This is a genomic window from Streptosporangium sp. NPDC049376, assembly GCF_044466505.1.
GTDB lineage: Bacteria > Actinomycetota > Actinomycetes > Streptosporangiales > Streptosporangiaceae > Streptosporangium.
Genome location: NZ_JBITMT010000001.1, coordinates 1,075,730 through 1,094,218 on the forward strand (window position 1 = coordinate 1,075,730; position 18,489 = coordinate 1,094,218).

The following is an 18,489-nucleotide window of genomic DNA, read 5'->3' on the forward strand; positions in this document are numbered from 1 at the left end:
CGGCGCCGTAAGACGTCCGGGTTACGGTGAGGCGGTCGTGAACGGGTCATCGCCCGGCGTGGAGGACGGTCGAGACCACGCGCGGGAGCAGGGTTCGGCCGTTGCCTGGGTGGAGTCCCCGCTGCAGATGCTCTGCGCCGTGGAGGCCCACCACGCGGGGCTGCTCGGCGCCCACGCGCGAGTGGTGCCCAGGGCCGGGCTGCGCCCGCTGGCCGTCACCCGCCGTGAGATCGCCAAACTCGGCCCACCGGCCGGGCTCGAACTCGACGAGCCCTCGCCCGAGATGCCCAGGCCCCGCAGGGGGACGAGCTGGGCGGTCGGCGACGCCTTCTCCGGCAAGGTCCAGGCGGCCTGGCTCACCGCCCTGCCCGGCCGGATGGTGATCGTCGACGACGGGCTCGCCACGATCAGGCTCCTGGAACTGCTCACCGGGCGGTTCTGGACGCCCCTGCTCCGGGCCAGAGCCACCCCGGGACCGCTCAGGAAGGTGCTCGGCTCGGCCGCGGGCATGCGGCTGCGGGCGGCCGCCAGGGCAGGCCGCCTGTCGATCTTCACGGCGCTGCCCGTCCCCGACGACCTGGCGCGGGCCGTACGCGCACGGGGGGCCGAACTGGTCACCCACGACTTCGCCTGGCTCAGGTCCCAGCCCATGCGCAGACCGGGGCCGAGGGAACGCACCGTCGTCCTGGGCACCTCCCTGGTCCGCAACGGCCTCATCCACCGCGACCACTACTTCGGCTGGCTGGCCGGACTCGGCTCGACCGGGCCCGTCGCCTACTTCCCGCACCGCAGAGAGGACCCCGGCGACCTCGCCAGGGTCGGCAGGCAGCCCGGGACCACCGTCTACGACGGCGGCGCCCCCGCGGAGATGACGCTGCGCGGACTGGAGGCCGAGCAGCGGGTCCTGAGCCTGCCCTCGACCGCGGTCACCTCCCTGCGCGTCCTGCTGTCGGCCCGCGGCGTCGTCGTGGAGACCGTGGACGTCCCCGACGAGTGGTGGACCGCCCAGGCGGCGCCCTCCCTCAGAACGCACCTATCGATGTTCGCCCATCACGACACTGGAGTCACAGGTTGAAGGTCCTGGCCGTGGCCGACTCGGATTCCTACCTGAAGTGGGCCGCCTACCTGCTTGAGGGCCTGCCCTCGGGCTGTACGGCGGAGCTGACGGTGGTCCGTACCCCCATCACGCCCTCACCGGCCCAGATCCACGCGGCCGTGGCCGGCGCGGCCGGTGACCCGCCGGTGCTGTCCGCCAGAGCCCTGCGCAGGGCCGCCGAGCGGTTCAGGCCCGACGTGGTGCTGGTCGCCTGCACAGGGCCCGTGGTGGACGTGCTGGTCAGCGAGGTCCTCTCCGGCCTCACGCCCCGGCCCGTCTTCGTCTCCGGCCTGCCGGGCATCTCCATCCCGGCGACCGAGAAGGCATGGATCTTCCGCAGCGGATGCGACCTGTTCGTCCTGCACAGCGGGCGGGAGGTCGAGGAGTTCTCCACCATCGGCAAGGAACTCGGCGGCGGAGGACAGATCGGCCTCACCCGGCTGCCGTTCCTGCGCGACAGCGGGCAGGCCCCCGCGGCGGGGCCCCGCGACCGCGTCGTGTTCGCCACCCAGGCCAAGGTGCCCAAGCGCAGGGAGGACAGGGAACGGATCCTGCTCGCGCTGGCCGACCTGGCCGGACGGCGCCCCGACCTGGACGTGGTCGTCAAACTGCGCGCCCTGGACAACGAACGCCAGACGCACAACGAACGTCACAACTACCAGCGCCTGTGGCAGGCCCTGGAGACCGAGGGGCGGGTCCGCCCCGGCGCGGTGCGGTTCGCCGCCGGAGCCATGCACGAGCACCTGGCGCACGCCGCCGGATTCGTCACCGTCAGCTCGACCGCCGCACTGGAGGCCATCGCCCAGGACGTGCCGCTGCTGGTGCTGTCCGACTTCGGCGTCAGCGCCGAGATGATCAACCTGGTCTTCGAGGGAAGCGGTCTGCTCGGCACCATGGACGACCTGGCTCAGGGCCGTTTCCACACCCCGGACGAGGCCTGGTGCAGGGCGAACTACTTCCACCCCAACGGGGAGAGCGACTGGGTGTCGCAGATGGTCGCCCTCGTCGGCCAGTCCCGCTCGGGACGCCTCGTCCCCGCGACCTCCCTGCTGGACGGCCCGCAGTACGCCGCAGCCCGCAGGCGCGCCCGCCTGCGCGTGGAGGTGCCGCCCAACGTCCTCCGAGTCGGCTACCGCGCCAAACGCCGCATGCGCCGCTACCTGAAACTGTGACTTTTGCTCCGCCTGGCGGCGTCGCGGGTTGTGTCTCTTTGCTCCGCCTGCGGCGTCGCGGGCTTGGGCACCTCGGGTCGGTGCTTTCCCTCGTCACTGCGTCGCTGCGCTCCTGCGTTCCTCAGTCCAAGCACCGACGCGCCCAAGCCGACACTCCTCACGCTTGGCGCCGGTAAGGCACAAGACCAAAACCCTCACGCCTGGGGCGGGGAGCCCCTCGTGAGGGTGCAATAAGCGGGGTGCCGGCGGGTCAGGAGAGGGCCTTGGAGAGGCGGCGGCGGATTTTGCCCAGGGGGCCCGGCTCCGGGGCGGGCGTGGTGGGGAGCAGGTCCAGGGCCGTCAGGCGCTGACGCTTGAAGTAGCGGGCGGGGCCGTTGGCCTCCAGATACGCGACGGCCCGTTCACGCAGCCCGGGGTGGACGGTGCTCTGCATGCAGTAGCCGACGGCACCCACCAGCGCGGGAAGATCGACCGGGGGCGGCTCCTCCAGCGACCCGTCGGGGGACAGGCGGGGGAGCAGGGCGTCGGTGATCGTGACCGGGACGCGGTTGCTGTTCTCGTACGGCGCCAGCCGTTCGAGCACCAGGTCGCCTCCGAGCGTCGCGACCGGCAGCCCGAACTGCCTGCTCGCGGTCACCAGGGCGGTGGAGAAGCAGCCGACGACCAGCTCGGGTTCAAGCGTGGCGAAACACGACTCGGCGGGGACGCTCTCCCCGACGACCGTCAGTTCAACCCCCAGCTCCGCGGCCGTCTCGCGGAGCCGCTGGGCGTGTCGCCGCCCGCCCGCCGGGTGCGGCTTGAACAGCACCGAGCGAAACCCCCTCGCGGCCAGGCCGCGCAGCATGTCCGCGTGCAGCCCGGCCTCCTCGTCCTGGGTGACGATGTCGAGCGCCGACAGGTACTGGCCGAGGATCATCGCCTGACCGCGGGGAAGGCCCCGCGTGCCGTGCGTGAGCCGTTCCGCCTGGGCGAGGACGTCGAGGAAGGCCCGGTCGGGCAGGGCGACCGCGGGCACGCCGTACTCGGAGAGCAGCAGCGGCGACAGGCCGGGAACGAGGTCCAGGTGGAGCAGGCGGGTGATCCGCCCCGAGATCTCCTGCGGCAGGGGGTCACGGGTCGGGCCGTAGCTCATCAGGCCGTCGGAGTAGACCGTGATCGGGCAGTCCTTGACCAGGCCGGCGATCGTCCTGGCGGGCGGCACCGCGATGGACTCCAGGATCAGTTCCCGGGGCCCCTCCTCAAGGGAGAGGTGGGAACGCAGGAGACGGCCCAGCATCGGGACCTCGATGATGCGGGCCTTCCAGTCGGAGGGGTGCAGCGGCGCCACGATGTCGTTCCACGACCACACCTCGTCGAACCGGGGACGCAGCGCGGCGAAGCCGGGGGCCTGGTCGAGGGAGGGGGTGATCTCCGGGATGGCCGCGTTGTTCGAGACCAGCAGGATCCTGCGGCCCGGGTGCGGGCCGAAGAGCCCCTCGTCGATCGCCGCCCCGAGCGTCATCGCGCCGAACAGCGTCGAGGCGTAGAACAGCTGTGTCATCGGGTCTCCAGCAATGTCTGCAGGATCTGGTCGCGCTCCGGCTCCAGCCGGCCCGCGGAGAGCAGGTCGGAGGGCAACCGCCTGAGGGCGTCGGCGCCGCGCTTTTCGAAGCGGGCGCGAAGGTCGGGGGAGAAGCGGTCGGCCAGCTCCAGATGGTGGGCGAGGAGGGCGCAGAAGGTCCGCACCGCCTTCGGGGCGAACTCCTCCTCCAGGTCGGAGAGGACCAGGTCGAAGGCGTCGAAGAAGTGCAGCTGCCTGGCGTCGCCCACCTGGGTCAGCGAGCCGGTGACCATCCTGCGGTAGAACAGGCCCGCGAGCGAGACCACCGCGAACGAGCCCGCCTGCCGGTGCAGGCGCCAGATCCACGGCCGGTCCTCGGCGGTGTGCAGGTGCCCGGGGAAGGTCAGCAGCTCACCCAGGTCGCGACGGTAGATCCCGGCCCACGCGTAGGGGTAGTCGACCATCGTCTTCACCCCGGTGGGCAGGATGTGGTCGCGGGGCTTCAGCACCGTCTCCCGTACGGCGAGCGGCGCCCGGTGGATCACCCGTTTGCGCCCCTCGGCCTGGACGTGGTCCACCCGGACGAAGTCACATCCGAGCCGTTCGATCGCCCCGGTCAGTTCGGCGAGGTAGCCGGGCGCCAGCCAGTCGTCGCCGTCCATGAAGGTCAGGTAGCGCCCGGAGGCCAGCGAGGTCCCGAGGTTGCGGGCGTCGGCGAGCCCGACCGGCCTGTCGTTGTGCACTACGACCAGGCCGGGCAGCTCGTCGCGGAAGTCCTCGATGATCTGCCCGGTGGCGTCCGTCGATCCGTCGTCGACCACGATGAACTCGAAGTCCCTGCGCGCGTTCCTGACCAGGGAGGTCAACGCGTCGGAGATGTAGAGCTCGGCGTCCTTGACCGGGACGACGACGGACAACGTGATCAAGTTTTCCCTTTTCTGTTTTCTCTGGTGATTCGACCCCCACGCGGGAACTTCCTAAGCCCTACACGTGAGGTTTTTGATCTTGCGCTTTACCGGCCCCAAGCGTGAGGAGTTTCGGCTTGGGCGCGTCGGTGCTTGGACTGAGGAACGCAGGAGCGAAGCGACGGAGTGACGAGGGAAAGCGCCGACTCGGGGCGCCCAAGCCCGCGACGCCGCCAGGCGGAGCAAAGGAACACAACTCAGACCCGCACCCTCCGCAGCCGGGCCTTCGGGGCCTCCTCACCGGGGAAGACGCGCTTGACGCCGTCGCCGAGGGCGGTCTCGATGATGCGGATGTCACGGACCAGGTGCTCCAGGCCCGAGGGTTCGAGCGAGGCGGCGTGGTCGGAGCCCCACATGGTGCGGTCCAGCGTGATGTGCCGCTCGACGGTCACCGCGCCCAGCGTCACCGCGGCCAGGGAGATCTGCAGGCCGCGCTCGTGGCCGGAGTAGCCGACGGGCACGCCGTAGCGCTCCTGGAGGGTGACGATCGTGCGGAGGTTGGCCTCCTCGGGCGGCAGGGGGTAGGTGGAGGTCGCGTGCATCAGCACCAGCTTGGAGGTGCCGAGGATCTCCACCGCCCTGTCGATCTCCTCAAGGGTGGACATGCCGGTCGAGAGGATGATCGGCTTGCCGGTCGCGGCCAGGGCCTGCAGCAGCTCCACGTCGGTGACGCTGGCCGAGGCGACCTTGTGCGTGACGACGTCCATGGCCTCAAGGAACTCGACCGAGGGCACGTCCCACGGAGAGGCGAACCAGTGCAGGCCGCGCTCCTGGCAGTACCTGGCGATCTCGGTGTACTCGTCGAGACCGAACTCGGTCCTGACCTTGTACTCCATGTAGGTCATCTCGCCCCACGGCGTCTGCCGGATCTGGTCGCGCTGCTCAAGCGGCACGCAGATCTCCGGGGTGCGCTTCTGGAACTTGACCGCCTGGCAGCCCGCCTCGGCGGCCACGTCGATGAGCCTGCGCGCGATGTCGATGTCGCCGTTGTGGTTGATGCCGATCTCGCCGATCACGTAGACCGGCTGGCCCGAGCCGACCAGCGCGTCGCCGATCTGGACCGGCTTGGCGACCGGGGAGAGCCGCAGCTCGGTCCTGGGGGCGGAGGTCACGGCCGTCTCCGTCGCGGGGCGCGCGGCCAGGACGCGGTCGCACAGTTCCCGTACGGCTCCGGCCCCGCCGGGCCTGGTCAGCACGGTCCTGGCCGCGGCGCGGACCCTGGGGTGGGCGTCGGGGACCGCGACGGGCCAGCCGACGTCGCCCATCGGGCCGAGGTCGTTGACGTCGTTGCCGACGTAGGCGACACGGGAGGGGTCGATGCCCTCGATGGCCAGCCAGTCGCGCAGCACGGTCCGCTTGTCGGTCAGCCCCTGCAGGACGGGCACGCCGAGCTTGCGGGCACGGGCGGTGACCACCGGGTTCTGCTCGGTCGACATGATCATCAGCTTGACGCCCGCCCTGCGCAGCAGGGAGATGCCCATGCCGTCGGAGCGGCTGACCGCGACCGTCTCGTGGCCGTCCTGGTCCACGTAGGCGCGGTCGTCGGTGTGCACGCCGTCGAAGTCGGTGATCACCGCGTCCACGTCGATGGGCTCGGGCAGGTCGACGAACGGCGCGAGGGCCCTGACGATCTCCAGGTCCTCGGGAGAGTCGATCTCCAGGGCGTGCCTGGCGGGGACGGGCTGCACGGAGACGGCGCCGAAGAAGCGGTGACCGTGCTCGCGCAGGCCCTCGGTGCGCATCACGTAGAAGGCGCCGGTCTCGCGGTAGTCGGGCTCGCGGTCCTGGCGGCGCGGCCGGTGCGCGGGGTCGTGGTTGATGCCCGCGCCCGCCGAGCTCCACAGGAACTCGTGCGTCTCCAGCCCGGAGAACACCACGTCCGCGGTGCCGTCGAGGACCTTGACGATCGCGCCGTCCAGGTCGGCCGGGTCGATGAACGCGCTGGTGCACTGCACCAGGACGACCACGTCCGGCACGTCGGACAGGTGGTCGAGGACGTGCAGGACGGCCGACTCGCTTGAGGCGGTCGCGCCGCTCAGCTCCTCGGGGCGTTCGATCACGGTCGCCCCCGCCTCACGGGCCGCCTCGGCGATCCCCCTGTGGTCGGTGCTGACCACCACCTCGTCGATCAGTTCGGCCCGCAGGCAGGCCTTGACCGCGCGGGCGACCAGGGGAGTGCCGCCGACCGCGGCCAGGTTCTTCAGCGGGACGCCCGCTGATCCTCCACGGGCGGGGACAACGGCCAGGACTCGCAAGGTTGCTCCTCGTGACATGCGGCAAATGCCCCTGAGCTGGGGCGTTTTAGGAACGCTAGTCACGGGGGTGACCGGACAGGGGTGACTGAGCTGAACGCCCAGAGTCGGTCGTCTTAACTTTCCGGAGAGCCGGGGGCTCCAACACGGAGGGCAGTGCGGGGCATACCGGATGTGTCGCCGTGCGCGGTCAGGCGCTCGCGCCGATGGAGTCCATGAGCATGGGCAGCGCCCGTTCCAGGCTCTGCCGCCAGTACGGCCAGCTGTGGGTTCCGGGGCCGTAGAAGTCGGTCACGACCCGCGCGCCGTTCGCCTGGGCCCGGTTGACGAAGGTCTGCGCCTGACGCAGCAGAGTGGCCTCCCCGCGGTCGGGGGCGGTGCCCAGCGGGTCGAGAGACCCGGGTGTGCCGTCCCCGCAGGAGACGAAGAGCCGCACCCCGCGCAGCCCGGCGGTCAGGTCGGCCGGGTTGTGCGCCGCCCAGGCGGGGTCACGGTGGCCGCCCCACAGGTCGGCGGAGTCCTCGCCGTACTCGTTGAGCAGCCAGTCGACGCCGTTGTTGCCGTCGAGGGTGTTCAGCACACCGGAGAAGGAGGCCGCCGCCCGGAACATCCCCGGGTGACGGGCCGCGTAGGACATCGCGCCGAGCCCTCCCATGGACAGCCCCGCCACCGCCCTGCGGTCCCCGGCGCCGTAGTCGCGCTCCAGGACGCGGCGGACCTCGGTGAGGTGGAAGGTCTCCCAGGCGGGGCCCTCCCGCCAGTCCGAGTAGAAGCCCACCTGGCCCCCCTCGGGGATGACCACGATCACCGGATAGGCCGAGGTGAGCCTGGCCGCCTCCCCCTGGGTCGTCCACGCGTCGTACTCGGACTGGCAGCACCCGTTGAGCAGGTACAGCACCGGCCACGGCCCCGATCCGGGGCGCCACCCGCCGGGCAGCAGCACCCGGACCATGCCCTCGCGTCCCAGCGCGGCCGAGCGGATCGTGAGCTCGTGGTCGCGCTCGCTCAGCCGGTTGACGTGGACGCTTCCCGGCCCGGAGCCGAGCGGGGACATCTCCGGGCCACGCGGTGTCCCGCCGGAGGAGAAGGGGGTCAGCAGCGCCAGGAGCACGGCCGCCACGGCCGCTCCGGCGAGCAGGAGGACTCCGAGGCGTGCGGCTGTGCGGTTCACGGGACCAATCCTGGCGAAACTTCGCGATCACCGGAAGTGCCGGGCGGCGGCGCGCCGTGGCGTAATGGTTCGTCATGGCCTGCCGGGGTACGGCCGTTCCGCAGGGGTCGGGACATCCGGGGGAGAGGGGACGGCGGATGCGCGGGCTGGTGTGGATGAAGGACGGGGGCGCCGAGTACGCCGAGGTGGACCTCGGGGCGGAGCTGACGGCGGTCGGGGTGGCGATCGGCACCGATCCCGTGCCCTACCGCCTTGAGTACACCCTGCGCACCCTGACCGGATACGTCACCGAACTGCTGTCGGTGCGGGTCCACGGCGCGGGCTGGCACCGGGCGCTCGACCTGCGCCGCTCCGTGCACGGAGCCTGGTCCTGCGAGACCAAGGAGGAGGGGAACCTGGGCGGGCCGTCCCCGGGCGGCGACGTGAACGCCCTGGGCGACGCGCTCGACTGCGACCTCGCGCTGTCTCCGCTGACCAACACCATGCCGATCCTGCGCCACGGCCTCGACGCCAACGACGGGCGGATCGACCTCGTCACCGCCTGGGTCGGGGTGCCCCACCTGCACGTGACCCGTCACCCGCAGCGCTACGTCCACCTGGCGCGGGGCCGGGTGCGCTTCGAGGGAGAGGGCTTCGGCGCCGACCTCACCCTCGACGGGGACGGCGTCGTCGCCGACTACCCGGGGCTGGCCAGGCTGATGAGCGGGAACGCCTCCCCGGCCTGGTGACCCCTCTCAGGGCGCGGGCCGTACGAAGACGGCGACCGTGCGGGCGGGGACGCTCAGCGTGCCGGTCGCGGGGTCGAAGCCGGACCTCCGGACGACGGGGTCGCCGCCGCCGGCCTGGACGGGGTGCAGTTCCACCCGGGCGCCCGCCAGCGCCGCGACGGCCTGCGTCACGGTCCCCGGTGTGGCGTTGAAGACGACCGTCAGCGACGTCCGGTGCGGGTCGAGGCCGTCGGAGTCCAGATGCATGGTCACCACGCCGGGGATCTCCCGCGGCCCGGCGGCGGGGAAGGACAGGCGCGCCTGCACCTCGTCGAGGGAGCCGAGCGCGAAGGCGGGGGACGAGGCGCGGATCCTCAGCAGCTCGCCGTACCTCGCCCTGGCCGAGCGGATCGCCGCGCGGTCCGGCCTGAGGGCAGGGTCGGCCAGCAGTGGCCTGGCGTACTCCCACCTGGCCTCGTTGCCCGCCCTCGGGGGAAGGCCCGCGCCGAACCCGTTGCCCAGCGCGGGGTCCCACAGCAGCCGGTTGAACCAGTCGCCCGAGTCGTAGGAGTTGCGGTCGAAGGACTTCGAGCGGAGCCGTTCGCTGCCCGCGTGCACGAACGCGAGGCCCTGCCCGAGCAGTACGGTGGCCAGCGAGAGCGTCTGCATCCGCACCCGGTCGGCCATCGTCGTCGACCTGGGCAGCTTGTAGGCCAGCGCGTCGAACAGCGTCTCGTTGTCGTGGGCGTCCACATAGGTGACGACCTCGCCGGGTGAGGCGGTGTACCCGGCGGGGGAGCCGTTGTAGCCGATCTCCGAGGCCCGCGTCCACCTGCCGTCCGAGGCGGTGAAGGCGTAGTCGCGCAGGTTGCCCGCGAGCCCCGCCTTGATCAGGTCCTGGTAGTACAGCAGCCGCCCCCGCCGCTGCTCGGGCGTGCCGTTCACGGGTGAGTCGTCGGGCGGTCCCGCCAGGCCGGAACCGAAGCCCCGCACCCTCGGGTCGGCGTCGAAGGGGCCGCCGCCGCGCACCGCGTCCCGCAGCCGGTCGCTGAAGGTGGCGATCCCGGTGCCCGCCATGGCGGTCTGGGTCGCCTGCTCGAAACGGGCGCCGCCGGCGACCTCGCCGAAGTCCCAGCCTTCGCCGTACAGCAGGACCGAGGCGCCGTCCACGCCGTCGGCGCCGGGGGTGAGCCGGTCGAGGGCCTCGCGAACCGCCAGGAGGTTCGCCTTCGGGTGATGGCCCATCAGGTCGAACCTGAAGCCGTCCACCTTGTACTCGCGGGCCCAGGTGACGACGGAGTCGACGACGAGTCTGCCCATCATGAGGTGCTCGGGGGCGGTGTTCGCGCAACAGGTCGAGGTGGCGACCGTGCCGTCGTCGAGCAGCCGGTGGTAGTAGCCGGGCACGAGCCGGTCGAGCACGGCCGAGGGGTGCTGACCGCAGGCGTAGGCGTGGTTGTAGACCACGTCCATGACCACCCGCAGCCCCATCCGGTTCAGTTCGGCGACCATCCGCCGGAACTCCACGATCCGCGCCGTCCCGTCGGGGTCGGAGGCGTAGGAACCCTCGGGCACCGTGTGGTGCAGCGGGTCGTAGCCCCAGTTGTAGGAGTCCCGCGCCGCCGTCAGGGCCACACGTTCCTGCTGCAGCTCGGAGTCCGGCGGCATCGAGGCCAGGTCGCCGTCCGGCTCGGTCCGCTCGGACCGGCGGTCCGGGACGGTGGCGAAGTCGAAGACCGGCAGCAGGTGCACGTGGGTCAGGCCGTCCCGGGCCAGGGAGCGCAGCTCCGCCGTCCCCGCCGAGTCCCGGGCGAAGGCGGCGTAGGTGCCCCGCTCCTCCTCGGGGACCGACGGGTCGCCGGCGGAGAAGTCGCGCACGTGCAGTTCGTGGATCACCGGCCGGTGCCGGGTGACGGGGGGCTTGCGCAGTTCGGCCCAGCCCTCCGGGGCCAGGGCGGGGTCGGCGAGGTCGGCGAACTGGCTGCGCGTGGAGCCGGCCGACAGCGACAGGCCGTAGGGGTCGGTGACCTCGTTGACGACGACCTTTCCCGCGGCCGGGGCGTAAACCGTGACCAGGAAGGTGTAGTAGCGCCCTCTCCACGACGGGTCGCCGGTGACCGACCAGACGCCCGTCCCGTCGTCGCGCCGCATCGGACGCACGGTACGGCCCGCCCCGGAGGGGGTGTCGTACAGAGCCAGCCGTACCTTCCCGGCGGTCGGGGCCCAGACCGAGACCCTGGGGACGCCGTCCTCCCAGACCGGGCCCAGCTCGGCGTCGGCCGCCGCCCGGTAGAGGTCGTCGAGCACCCCGGCGATCTGCACCCCGGTCGCGGCCAGCGGCGCCCCCGCCGGGTCCCGCCGCACGGCGACCACCTGGCCGCGCAGCGCCGAGGGGACCAGGCCCGCGTCACGCGGATCGACCGTGAAGGCCGTCCGCCCGGCCAGGTGAGGCCGTACGGCCAGCTGCGCGGCGGTGAGCGAGCCGGGGGACAGGCGGATGACCCCGAGGGCGCCGGTCAGGTCCCCGCCCGTGCGGGCGATGCCGCCCTCGCCGGACAGGAGCAGGCTGTGGCCGAACCCGGCCGGGTCCCCGTCCAGGTCCCAGACGACCGTCCCGCCGTCGATCCAGTGCGCCCACGCCCGGCCGGGATCGATGTCACCCCCTGCGCCGTCGTGCTCCGTTGCCTGGCTCACGTTCGCGGTCTCCTCGCCTCACGGGCACGCTTTCCTGACCTCCTCGTTCCCCGCGAGGCGGCCGTGACGCAAGCGGTTACGGGGGTTTCATCGGAAGCCCTCGGCGCCTCCGGAGTGAGAAACATGCAGCTAGACGGATATATGGTGACTTTTCTGGTGGGCGTTCCGGGCCCTGTCTTGACATCTTCCTGTAATAAGTTTGCAGAAAGTTGCGGCAAATTCTTTCGCTCCGGCTTACCGCCGCGTAACGTCCGGCGTATCCTGCCCGGCCCGGTGGTCCGTCCCCGGCCGCGGCGGGGACCGCCATACCGTGGGCCCGCCGGGCGTCACGGTCTGACAGTCGTCTGATCGGGGGACCCCCATGACCGAACTCGCCCAATCCCACCGCCCCGGCGGAGCAGACGGGACGGCCACCCGCTGGTGGCGCGACGCGGTGATCTACCAGGTCTACGTGCGCAGCTTCGCCGACGGCAACGGGGACGGGATCGGTGACCTGCTCGGGGTGCGCGGGCGCCTGCCGTACCTCGCGGACCTGGGCGTCGACGCCCTCTGGCTGACCCCGTTCTACACCTCGCCGATGGCCGACTTCGGCTACGACGTGGCGGACTACCGGGACGTCGATCCGATCTTCGGGACGCTGGCCGACGCCGCCGCGCTCGTCGAGGAGGCGCATCGGTACGGGCTGAGGGTGATCGTGGACGTCGTGCCCAACCACACCTCCGACCGGCACGCCTGGTTCCGGGAGGCGCTTGAGGCGGGACCGGGCAGCCCGGAGCGGGAGCGCTACGTCTTCCGCGAGGGCAGGGGCGAGAACGGGGAGCTGCCGCCGAACGACTGGGAGTCGATCTTCGGGGGGCGCGCCTGGACCCGGCTGCCGGACGGCGAGTGGTACCTCCACCTGTTCGCCCCCGAGCAGCCCGACCTGAACTGGGAGAATCCCGAGGTCCACGCCGAGTTCGAGTCGGTCCTGCGCTTCTGGCTCGACCTGGGCGTCGACGGCTTCCGGGTGGACGTGGCGCACGGCATGGTCAAGGCGCCGGGGCTGCCCGACGTCGGCCATCCCGACCAGATCCGGATGATCGGCACCGACGTGGTGCCGTTCTTCGACCAGGACGGCGTCCACGACATCCACCGGGCCTGGCGCAGGCTCCTGGACTCCTACCCCGGCGAGCGGATCGGCGTCGCCGAGGCGTGGGCGCCCTCCCCGGGACGGCTGGCCCGTTACGTCCGTCCCGACGAGCTGCACCAGGCCTTCAACTTCCACTTCCTGGGCACCCCGTGGGAGGCGGCGGCCTTCCGCGCGGTGATCCAGGAGTCTCTGGACACCGCCGGGTCGGTTGGCGCCCCGACCACCTGGGTGCTGTCCAACCACGACGTCAAACGGCACGTCACCCGCTACGGCGGCGGCGGGACGGGCCTGCGCAGGGCCCGCGCCGCGGCGCTGCTGACGCTCGGCCTGCCCGGATCGGCCTACGTCTACCAGGGGGAGGAGCTCGGCCTGCCCGAGGTCCTCGACCTGCCGGAGGAGTTCCTGCACGACCCGCAGCGGCTGCGCGACCCGGAGGCGGGCAGGGACGGCTGCCGGGTGCCCCTGCCGTGGAACGAGGCCGAGCCGCACCTCGGCTTCGGCCTGCCGGGCGGCGAGGACCCCTGGCTGCCGATACCCGCCTCGTGGGGGCCGCTCAGCGTCGAGTCGCAGCTGGCCGACCCCTCCTCCACGCTCAACCTGTACCGGCGGGCCCTGGAGGTCAGGCGTGCCCGGGGCTCCTTCGGTGAGGACGCTCTGGCGTGGCTGCCCTCCCCGGAGGGGACGCTGGCCTTCGCCCGTGGCGAGGGGTTCGCCTGCACGGTCAACCTGACCGGTGAGCCGGTCGAACTGCCCGCGCCGGGACGTGTCCTGCTGGCCAGCGAGGAGCCGGTAATCGAGGGCGGCCTGGCGCGGCTCGCCCCCGACTCCGCTGTCTGGTGGGAGCGCGAGGGCGCGTGAGAGCGCCGTTCGCCGGGCAATGTCCACCTCAACGCCGGTGAAAGAGTTGTAACGGTTCGCTGGGTGCCTGCCGCCCCCGATGGTCCGGCGGGGGCTCCCTGTGCCAGGATCTCCGCTGACCGTCACTCAGCGATGGGACGTGCCTACATGGAGTCGATCATTCCGCGATGGACCGTTCCCGCTCTCGCGGTGTTCACCGTGAGCGGTCTCCTCGTCGCGGTCCCCGGTCCCGCCCAGGCGCGGGCGGGCGGCGTCTACTACGTCGACTCCGAGAAGGGCGACGACGCGGCCGCGGGCACCTCGCCGGAGAAGGCGTGGCGTTCCCTGGGCAAGGTCAACGACGCCAGGTTGCGCCCCGGCGACGTGGTGCGGCTCAGTCGCGGCGGAGTGTGGCAGGGACCGCTGCGGCTTCGCGCGAAGGGCACCGCGGCGCGGCCCGTCGTGGTCGAGCCGTACGGCACGGGCTCGGCGCCGAAGGTCGGCGGCGAGGGCACGGAGAGCTGCGTGGTGCTCGGCGGCTCCCACCTGCGGGTGACCGGGGTGCGCGCGAGCGGCTGCCAGTGGGCGGGCTTCGAGGTGACCGGAGACGACAACGAGCTCGACGGAGTCCTGGCCGACCGCAACGCCAGCGGCGTCAACCTCGTCGGAGCACGCAACGTCCTGAGGAACAGCGTGCTGACCCGCAACGACCGCATGAGCGTCAACGACAACGGCGGTGACAACGACTCCGGCGCCTTCGGTGTGCTGCTCAACGGCGACGACAACCTGGTCTCCGACAACGTCATCACCGGCAGCTACGCCGCCAGCGAGGACTACGGCACCGACGGCGCCGCGGTCGAGGTGTTCAACGGCGACCGCAACCGGGTGGTCAGGAACATCGCCCGCGACAACGAGACCTTCGCGGAGCTGGGCGCGCGCAAGGGCAGGACCGCGACCGGGAACGTGTTCGCCTTCAACGTGGTGACCTCCTCACGCAAACGTGGCTCCTTCCTGATCACCCGGGGCGCCGGTCATGTGGTCGGGCCGGTGCTCGGCACGGTGGCGGTGCAGAACTCGGTGTACCTCCCCGCCCGCGACACCATCGGCTGGTCGTGTCATGACGGCTGCTCCCCGGCCATCCTCAAACTGCGCAACAACGTCATCGTGGTCGGCGGCCAGATGGGCTACGAGGACGGTGCGGGGGCCGACGAGGGCGGCAGCGTCTACCGGGGCAGGTCCCGCGGGTTCAAGCTCGGTTCGCGGTCCGTCGTCGCCGATCCGCGCTTCAGGGGCGGGAACGACCTGCGCCTGAAGCCGGGCTCCCCGGCCCTCGGCCGGGGCCTCAAACTCAACCCGGCCTGGTACGGCGGCGCCTCCCAGGCCCGTGACCTGGCGGGGAAGGCCCCTTCGGTGGTTCCCGACGCGGGCGCCTACCAGCACTAAGCTTTCCGAATTTTTCGGATTTAAGGTCTTATCTTGGACATCTCCCCGGAACATCCGTGAAACCTGTCTAGGACACCCTGTGTTCGGAGAGGGGGGATCGACGATGATGTTGCGACTGCGGGTGTCCTTTCCCGACAGGCCGGGGGCCCTGGGCCAGGTGGCCCGGGTGCTCGGCACGCTGGGCGCCGACATCCTCCAGGTGACGGTGCTGGAACGTGAGGCGGGGCGGGTCGTCGACGACTTCACCGTCTCCTGGCCGGGACCGTTCGGCCCGGAGGGCGTCAGGGACCGGCTCTCCGCCGTGCCGGGCATCCGTGTCGAGGCCGTCTGGCGAACCAGGGAGATCCCCGGGACGTCCCCCGACTACGACCTGCTCAGGCACGTCGTCGCGGAGCCGGGGCGGGCCTTCGCCACCCTGGTCGACGCCATCCCGGACCTGGTGAGCGCCGAGTGGGCGGTCGTCGTCTCCTCCGAGAGCGGCGAACTCGTCCACCGAAGCTGGCAGGCGCCGGAGTCCCTCGACGAACGGGGAGGCCTGTCCGGGATCGGATCGGCCGACCTCACCGCCCTGCGCCCCTGCGCGCTCACCGGGGGACGCCACCGCTTCATGAGCGTGCCCGTCCCCGGCGCGGGACTCCATCTGGTCCTCGCACGTACGGAGGGGCCTCCGTTCCACCGCGCCGAGCTGGACCGCGCGGTCCGTGTCGTGGAGATCGTCTCCATCATCGGCCGCAGCACCGCGCCGCAGACCCCTCAGGGCGTCTGAGGCCGTTCATCCGGGCCTTGCCGCGATCCGGGTCCCCGGGTCCGCCCAGGGCGCGTCCGGTCCCGCTCAGCGGCGGGGCGGGTCGATGCGCGAGCCGTCCACGGTGAAGAGCATCAACCGGCTGGCGTCCACGCCGACCCTGGCGGGCTCCCCCGCCCGCCAGACGGGACGAGCGCCGAGCCGGACGATGAGGTCGGCCCTGCGATGGGTCCCGCTCGCCTGCTCGTTTCCGTACTCGGTCTCGGCCTGTGCGGACCGGCCGGGCAGCAGCCTGCGGATGGCCGCCATCGCACGGCCACCGGAGGCGGCCATCGCGTGGGCGTTGTGGCGCGGGTCGGGCGGCTCGGGGACGGCGACGGACTGGATGCCGCTCTCGACGTAGGCGAGCCACTCGTGGCCGTGGTACTCAAGCGCCCTGACCCGGCCGAAGAAGACCGGGCCCTCGAACGTCTCCGGCACCGGGGCGAGGCAGTCGGGACGCAGGCCGACGATGATCTGACGGCCGACGTGCTGGGAGATCACGTACGCCCTGGGATCGGTCCAAGGAATGGTGATCTGATGTGGTCCGAAGTCCAGCATGATGAACTGGTTCTGCGGGGTCTTGACCACGGCCGACAGCAGGTTGAGCTGCTGGGAGCTGAGGAAGGCCGCGGTGAAGGCGGTCGCCGGGTCGTTGTAGACCTGTCCCGGGGTGCCCAGGTCCTGGAGCACGCCGCGGTTCATGATGGCGATGCGGTCGGCCAGGGTCAGGGCCTCGACCTGGTCGTGGGTGACGTAGATGGTGGTCACGCCGAGGGAACGGACCAGCGAGGAGATCTCCATGCGCATCTCGGTGCGCATGCCCGCGTCGAGGTTGGACAGCGGCTCGTCCATCAGGAACAGCGAGGGCTGGCGGACGATCGCCCTGCCCATCGCGACACGCTGGCGCTGACCACCGGAGAGCGTTCCAGGACGACGGTCGAGGGTCTCGTCGATGTGCAGCGCCTTCGACAGCTCGGTCACCCGCTCGCGCACCAGGGCGGGGTCGGCCTTGGCGATCTCCAGGGGGAAGGCCATGTTGCCCCGCACGGTGCGGTGCGGGTAGAGCGCGCCGTTCTGGAAGACCATGGCGACGTCACGCTCACGCGGCGGCAGGTCGTTGGCGAGGGTGCCGCCGAGCCACAGGTCGCCCGAGGTGACCTCCTCAAGCCCGGCGATCATCCGTAGCAGCGTGGACTTACCGCATCCCGAGGGCCCCAGCAGGACAAGGAACTCCCCGTTCTCGGCGCGCAGGTTGATGCGGTCAACCGCGAGGTACCCGCCGGGGTAGACCTTGGTCACATTGTCGAGGACGACGGTACTCATGCGCGCTCGTTCCTCCCGGACTCCGCTGCCCGGATCCAGCCGTGTGATTGATGAGGTAGTACATCGCGACATTCACCTGTGTGTCCATAGATGTGGTTAGAAATCGCTTGCCTTCGGGCCACTTCCGGAGCCCGGCTCCGGGTGGCCGATGTCGCGACGACAAGGGTTCAGGTGCTGATCGTGATGACGGTCGCTGAATGTTACAGTTTGCGAAAAGTTGTGCGAACCCTTTCACGGGGGCCGGATGCCGTCTGGCTTGCGCCCCGCTCGGCCGCATGGTGGGGTGCTTGTGATGGACGGCGAACTCCCGCGGGTCCCCCGGCCCCGCCTCGACGGCGCGGGCGTCAGACTGGCCGACATCGCGGCGCGGGCGGGAGTGAGCGAGGCCACGGTCAGCCGGGTGCTCAACGGCAGGCAGGGCGTGGCGGTCACGACCAGGCAGGCGGTGCTGGCCGCGCTGGACGTGCTCGGCTACGAGCGCCCGCAGCGCCCGCGCGGGAGCAGCAACGGGGTGGTCGGCCTGGTGATCCCCGAGCTGGACAACCCGATCTTCCCGGCGTTCGCCCAGGCTCTCGGAAGAGAGCTGACCCAGCACGGCTACACCCCGGTGCTGTGCACCCAGCTTCCCGGCGGCGCCCCCGAAGACGAGTTCACCGAGATGCTGACGGAGCGGGGGGCCAGCGGCATCGTCTTCGTCTCCGGGCTGCACGCCGACACCACCGCCGACGTCGAGCGCTACACCCGACTGGTCGGCCGGGGCCTGCCGATCGTGCTGCTGGACGGCTACAGCGACCGGATCGAGGCCCCCTTCATCTCCCCCGACGACAGGGCGGCGGCGTGGCTGGCCGTGCAGCACCTGGTGGACCTCGGGCACGAGCGGATCGGCATGGCCCTCGGGCCGCGCCGGTACGTGCCGGTGATCCGCAAGATCGAGGGTTACCGCCAGGCGATGGCGCACCTGCTCGGCGCGGACGAGACCGACGAGCTGATCTCGCATTCGCTGTTCTCCGTCGAGGGCGGCCAGGCCGCCGCGGTCCGGCTGCTCGAACAGGGTTGCACCGGGATCGTCTGCGCCTCCGACCTGATGGCGCTCGGCGTGATCAGGGCCTGCCGGGAACGGGGGCTGTCCGTGCCCGAGGACGTCTCGGTGGTCGGCTTCGACGACTCGCCGCTGATCGCCTTCACCGACCCGCCGCTGACCACCGTCCGCAAGCCCGTCGGCGCGATGGCCGCGGCCGCCGTCGCGGCCCTCATCGAGGAGATCAGCGGCACCCGGGGCAGGAACGTCGAACTGGTCTTCCAGCCCGAGCTGGTCGTACGCCGCTCGACCGGCTCCGGCCCGCTGGTGAACCGTTAGACCCGCCGGATGCGGG

General features: G+C 71.5%; 13 protein-coding genes. 7 read left to right on the forward strand and 6 right to left on the reverse strand.

The window, feature by feature from the left end:
• The first annotated feature begins 37 nt into the window (after positions 1-37).
• Both ACIBVQ_RS04950 and ACIBVQ_RS04955 read left to right on the forward strand, forming a co-directional pair.
• Positions 38-1,075, forward strand: coding sequence for a hypothetical protein (locus ACIBVQ_RS04950; RefSeq protein ID WP_399175689.1), 1,038 nt, complete (start codon positions 38-40; stop codon positions 1,073-1,075).
• A gap of 11 nt (positions 1,076-1,086) precedes the next feature.
• Complete coding sequence (locus ACIBVQ_RS04955) at positions 1,087-2,268, forward strand: DUF6716 putative glycosyltransferase (protein WP_399175691.1); 1,182 nt, start codon at positions 1,087-1,089, stop codon at positions 2,266-2,268.
• Positions 2,269-2,518: 250 nt separating this feature from the next.
• Here the strand turns inward: ACIBVQ_RS04955 and ACIBVQ_RS04960 are convergent, their stop codons facing one another.
• The 4 genes from ACIBVQ_RS04960 to ACIBVQ_RS04975 all read right to left on the reverse strand — a co-directional run bounded on the left by ACIBVQ_RS04960 (position 2,519) and on the right by ACIBVQ_RS04975 (position 8,196).
• Positions 2,519-3,808, reverse strand: coding sequence for a polysialyltransferase family glycosyltransferase (locus ACIBVQ_RS04960; protein ID WP_386189837.1), 1,290 nt, complete (start codon positions 3,806-3,808; stop codon positions 2,519-2,521).
• A complete protein-coding gene (locus ACIBVQ_RS04965; RefSeq protein ID WP_399175693.1) occupies positions 3,805-4,734 on the reverse strand; it encodes a glycosyltransferase family 2 protein in 930 nt (309 codons plus the stop codon). The genes ACIBVQ_RS04960 and ACIBVQ_RS04965 overlap by 4 nt, the downstream gene beginning before the upstream one ends.
• A gap of 236 nt (positions 4,735-4,970) precedes the next feature.
• Positions 4,971-7,028, reverse strand: coding sequence for an N-acetylneuraminate synthase family protein (locus ACIBVQ_RS04970; RefSeq protein WP_399175695.1), 2,058 nt, complete (start codon positions 7,026-7,028; stop codon positions 4,971-4,973).
• Between the two features lie 187 nt (positions 7,029-7,215).
• Positions 7,216-8,196: an alpha/beta hydrolase family protein gene (locus tag ACIBVQ_RS04975; protein WP_352009337.1), complete on the reverse strand. Its 981-nt coding sequence runs from the start codon at positions 8,194-8,196 to the stop codon at positions 7,216-7,218.
• A 137-nt stretch (positions 8,197-8,333) separates the two neighbouring features.
• On the opposite strand from ACIBVQ_RS04975, the gene ACIBVQ_RS04980 reads away from it, so the two are divergent.
• Complete coding sequence (locus ACIBVQ_RS04980; protein ID WP_399175698.1) at positions 8,334-8,924, forward strand: putative glycolipid-binding domain-containing protein; 591 nt, start codon at positions 8,334-8,336, stop codon at positions 8,922-8,924.
• A 6-nt stretch (positions 8,925-8,930) separates the two neighbouring features.
• Here ACIBVQ_RS04980 and pulA read toward each other — a convergent pair whose 3' ends face one another.
• Positions 8,931-11,597 carry a pullulanase-type alpha-1,6-glucosidase gene (gene pulA, locus ACIBVQ_RS04985; RefSeq protein ID WP_386189834.1) on the reverse strand — a complete coding sequence of 889 codons (2,667 nt, stop codon included), beginning with the start codon at positions 11,595-11,597 and terminating at the stop codon, positions 8,931-8,933.
• Between the two features lie 361 nt (positions 11,598-11,958).
• Between pulA and ACIBVQ_RS04990 the strand changes: the two genes are divergently transcribed.
• From ACIBVQ_RS04990 to ACIBVQ_RS05000, 3 genes are all read left to right on the forward strand, one after another.
• Positions 11,959-13,584, forward strand: coding sequence for a glycoside hydrolase family 13 protein (locus ACIBVQ_RS04990; protein ID WP_352009340.1), 1,626 nt, complete (start codon positions 11,959-11,961; stop codon positions 13,582-13,584).
• Positions 13,585-13,716: 132 nt separating this feature from the next.
• Positions 13,717-15,006 carry a hypothetical protein gene (locus ACIBVQ_RS04995; RefSeq protein ID WP_399175700.1) on the forward strand — a complete coding sequence of 430 codons (1,290 nt, stop codon included), beginning with the start codon at positions 13,717-13,719 and terminating at the stop codon, positions 15,004-15,006.
• A 103-nt stretch (positions 15,007-15,109) separates the two neighbouring features.
• Positions 15,110-15,772, forward strand: coding sequence for an amino acid-binding protein (locus ACIBVQ_RS05000; protein WP_352009342.1), 663 nt, complete (start codon positions 15,110-15,112; stop codon positions 15,770-15,772).
• A 66-nt stretch (positions 15,773-15,838) separates the two neighbouring features.
• Here ACIBVQ_RS05000 and ACIBVQ_RS05005 read toward each other — a convergent pair whose 3' ends face one another.
• Positions 15,839-17,116, reverse strand: coding sequence for an ATP-binding cassette domain-containing protein (locus ACIBVQ_RS05005; protein ID WP_352009343.1), 1,278 nt, complete (start codon positions 17,114-17,116; stop codon positions 15,839-15,841).
• A 292-nt stretch (positions 17,117-17,408) separates the two neighbouring features.
• Here ACIBVQ_RS05005 and ACIBVQ_RS05010 point away from each other — a divergent pair, with 292 nt between their 5' ends.
• Positions 17,409-18,473 (forward strand): LacI family DNA-binding transcriptional regulator, encoded by a 1,065-nt coding sequence (locus ACIBVQ_RS05010; RefSeq protein WP_399175703.1) that lies wholly within the window; start codon positions 17,409-17,411, stop codon positions 18,471-18,473.
• Positions 18,474-18,489 lie beyond the last annotated feature (16 nt).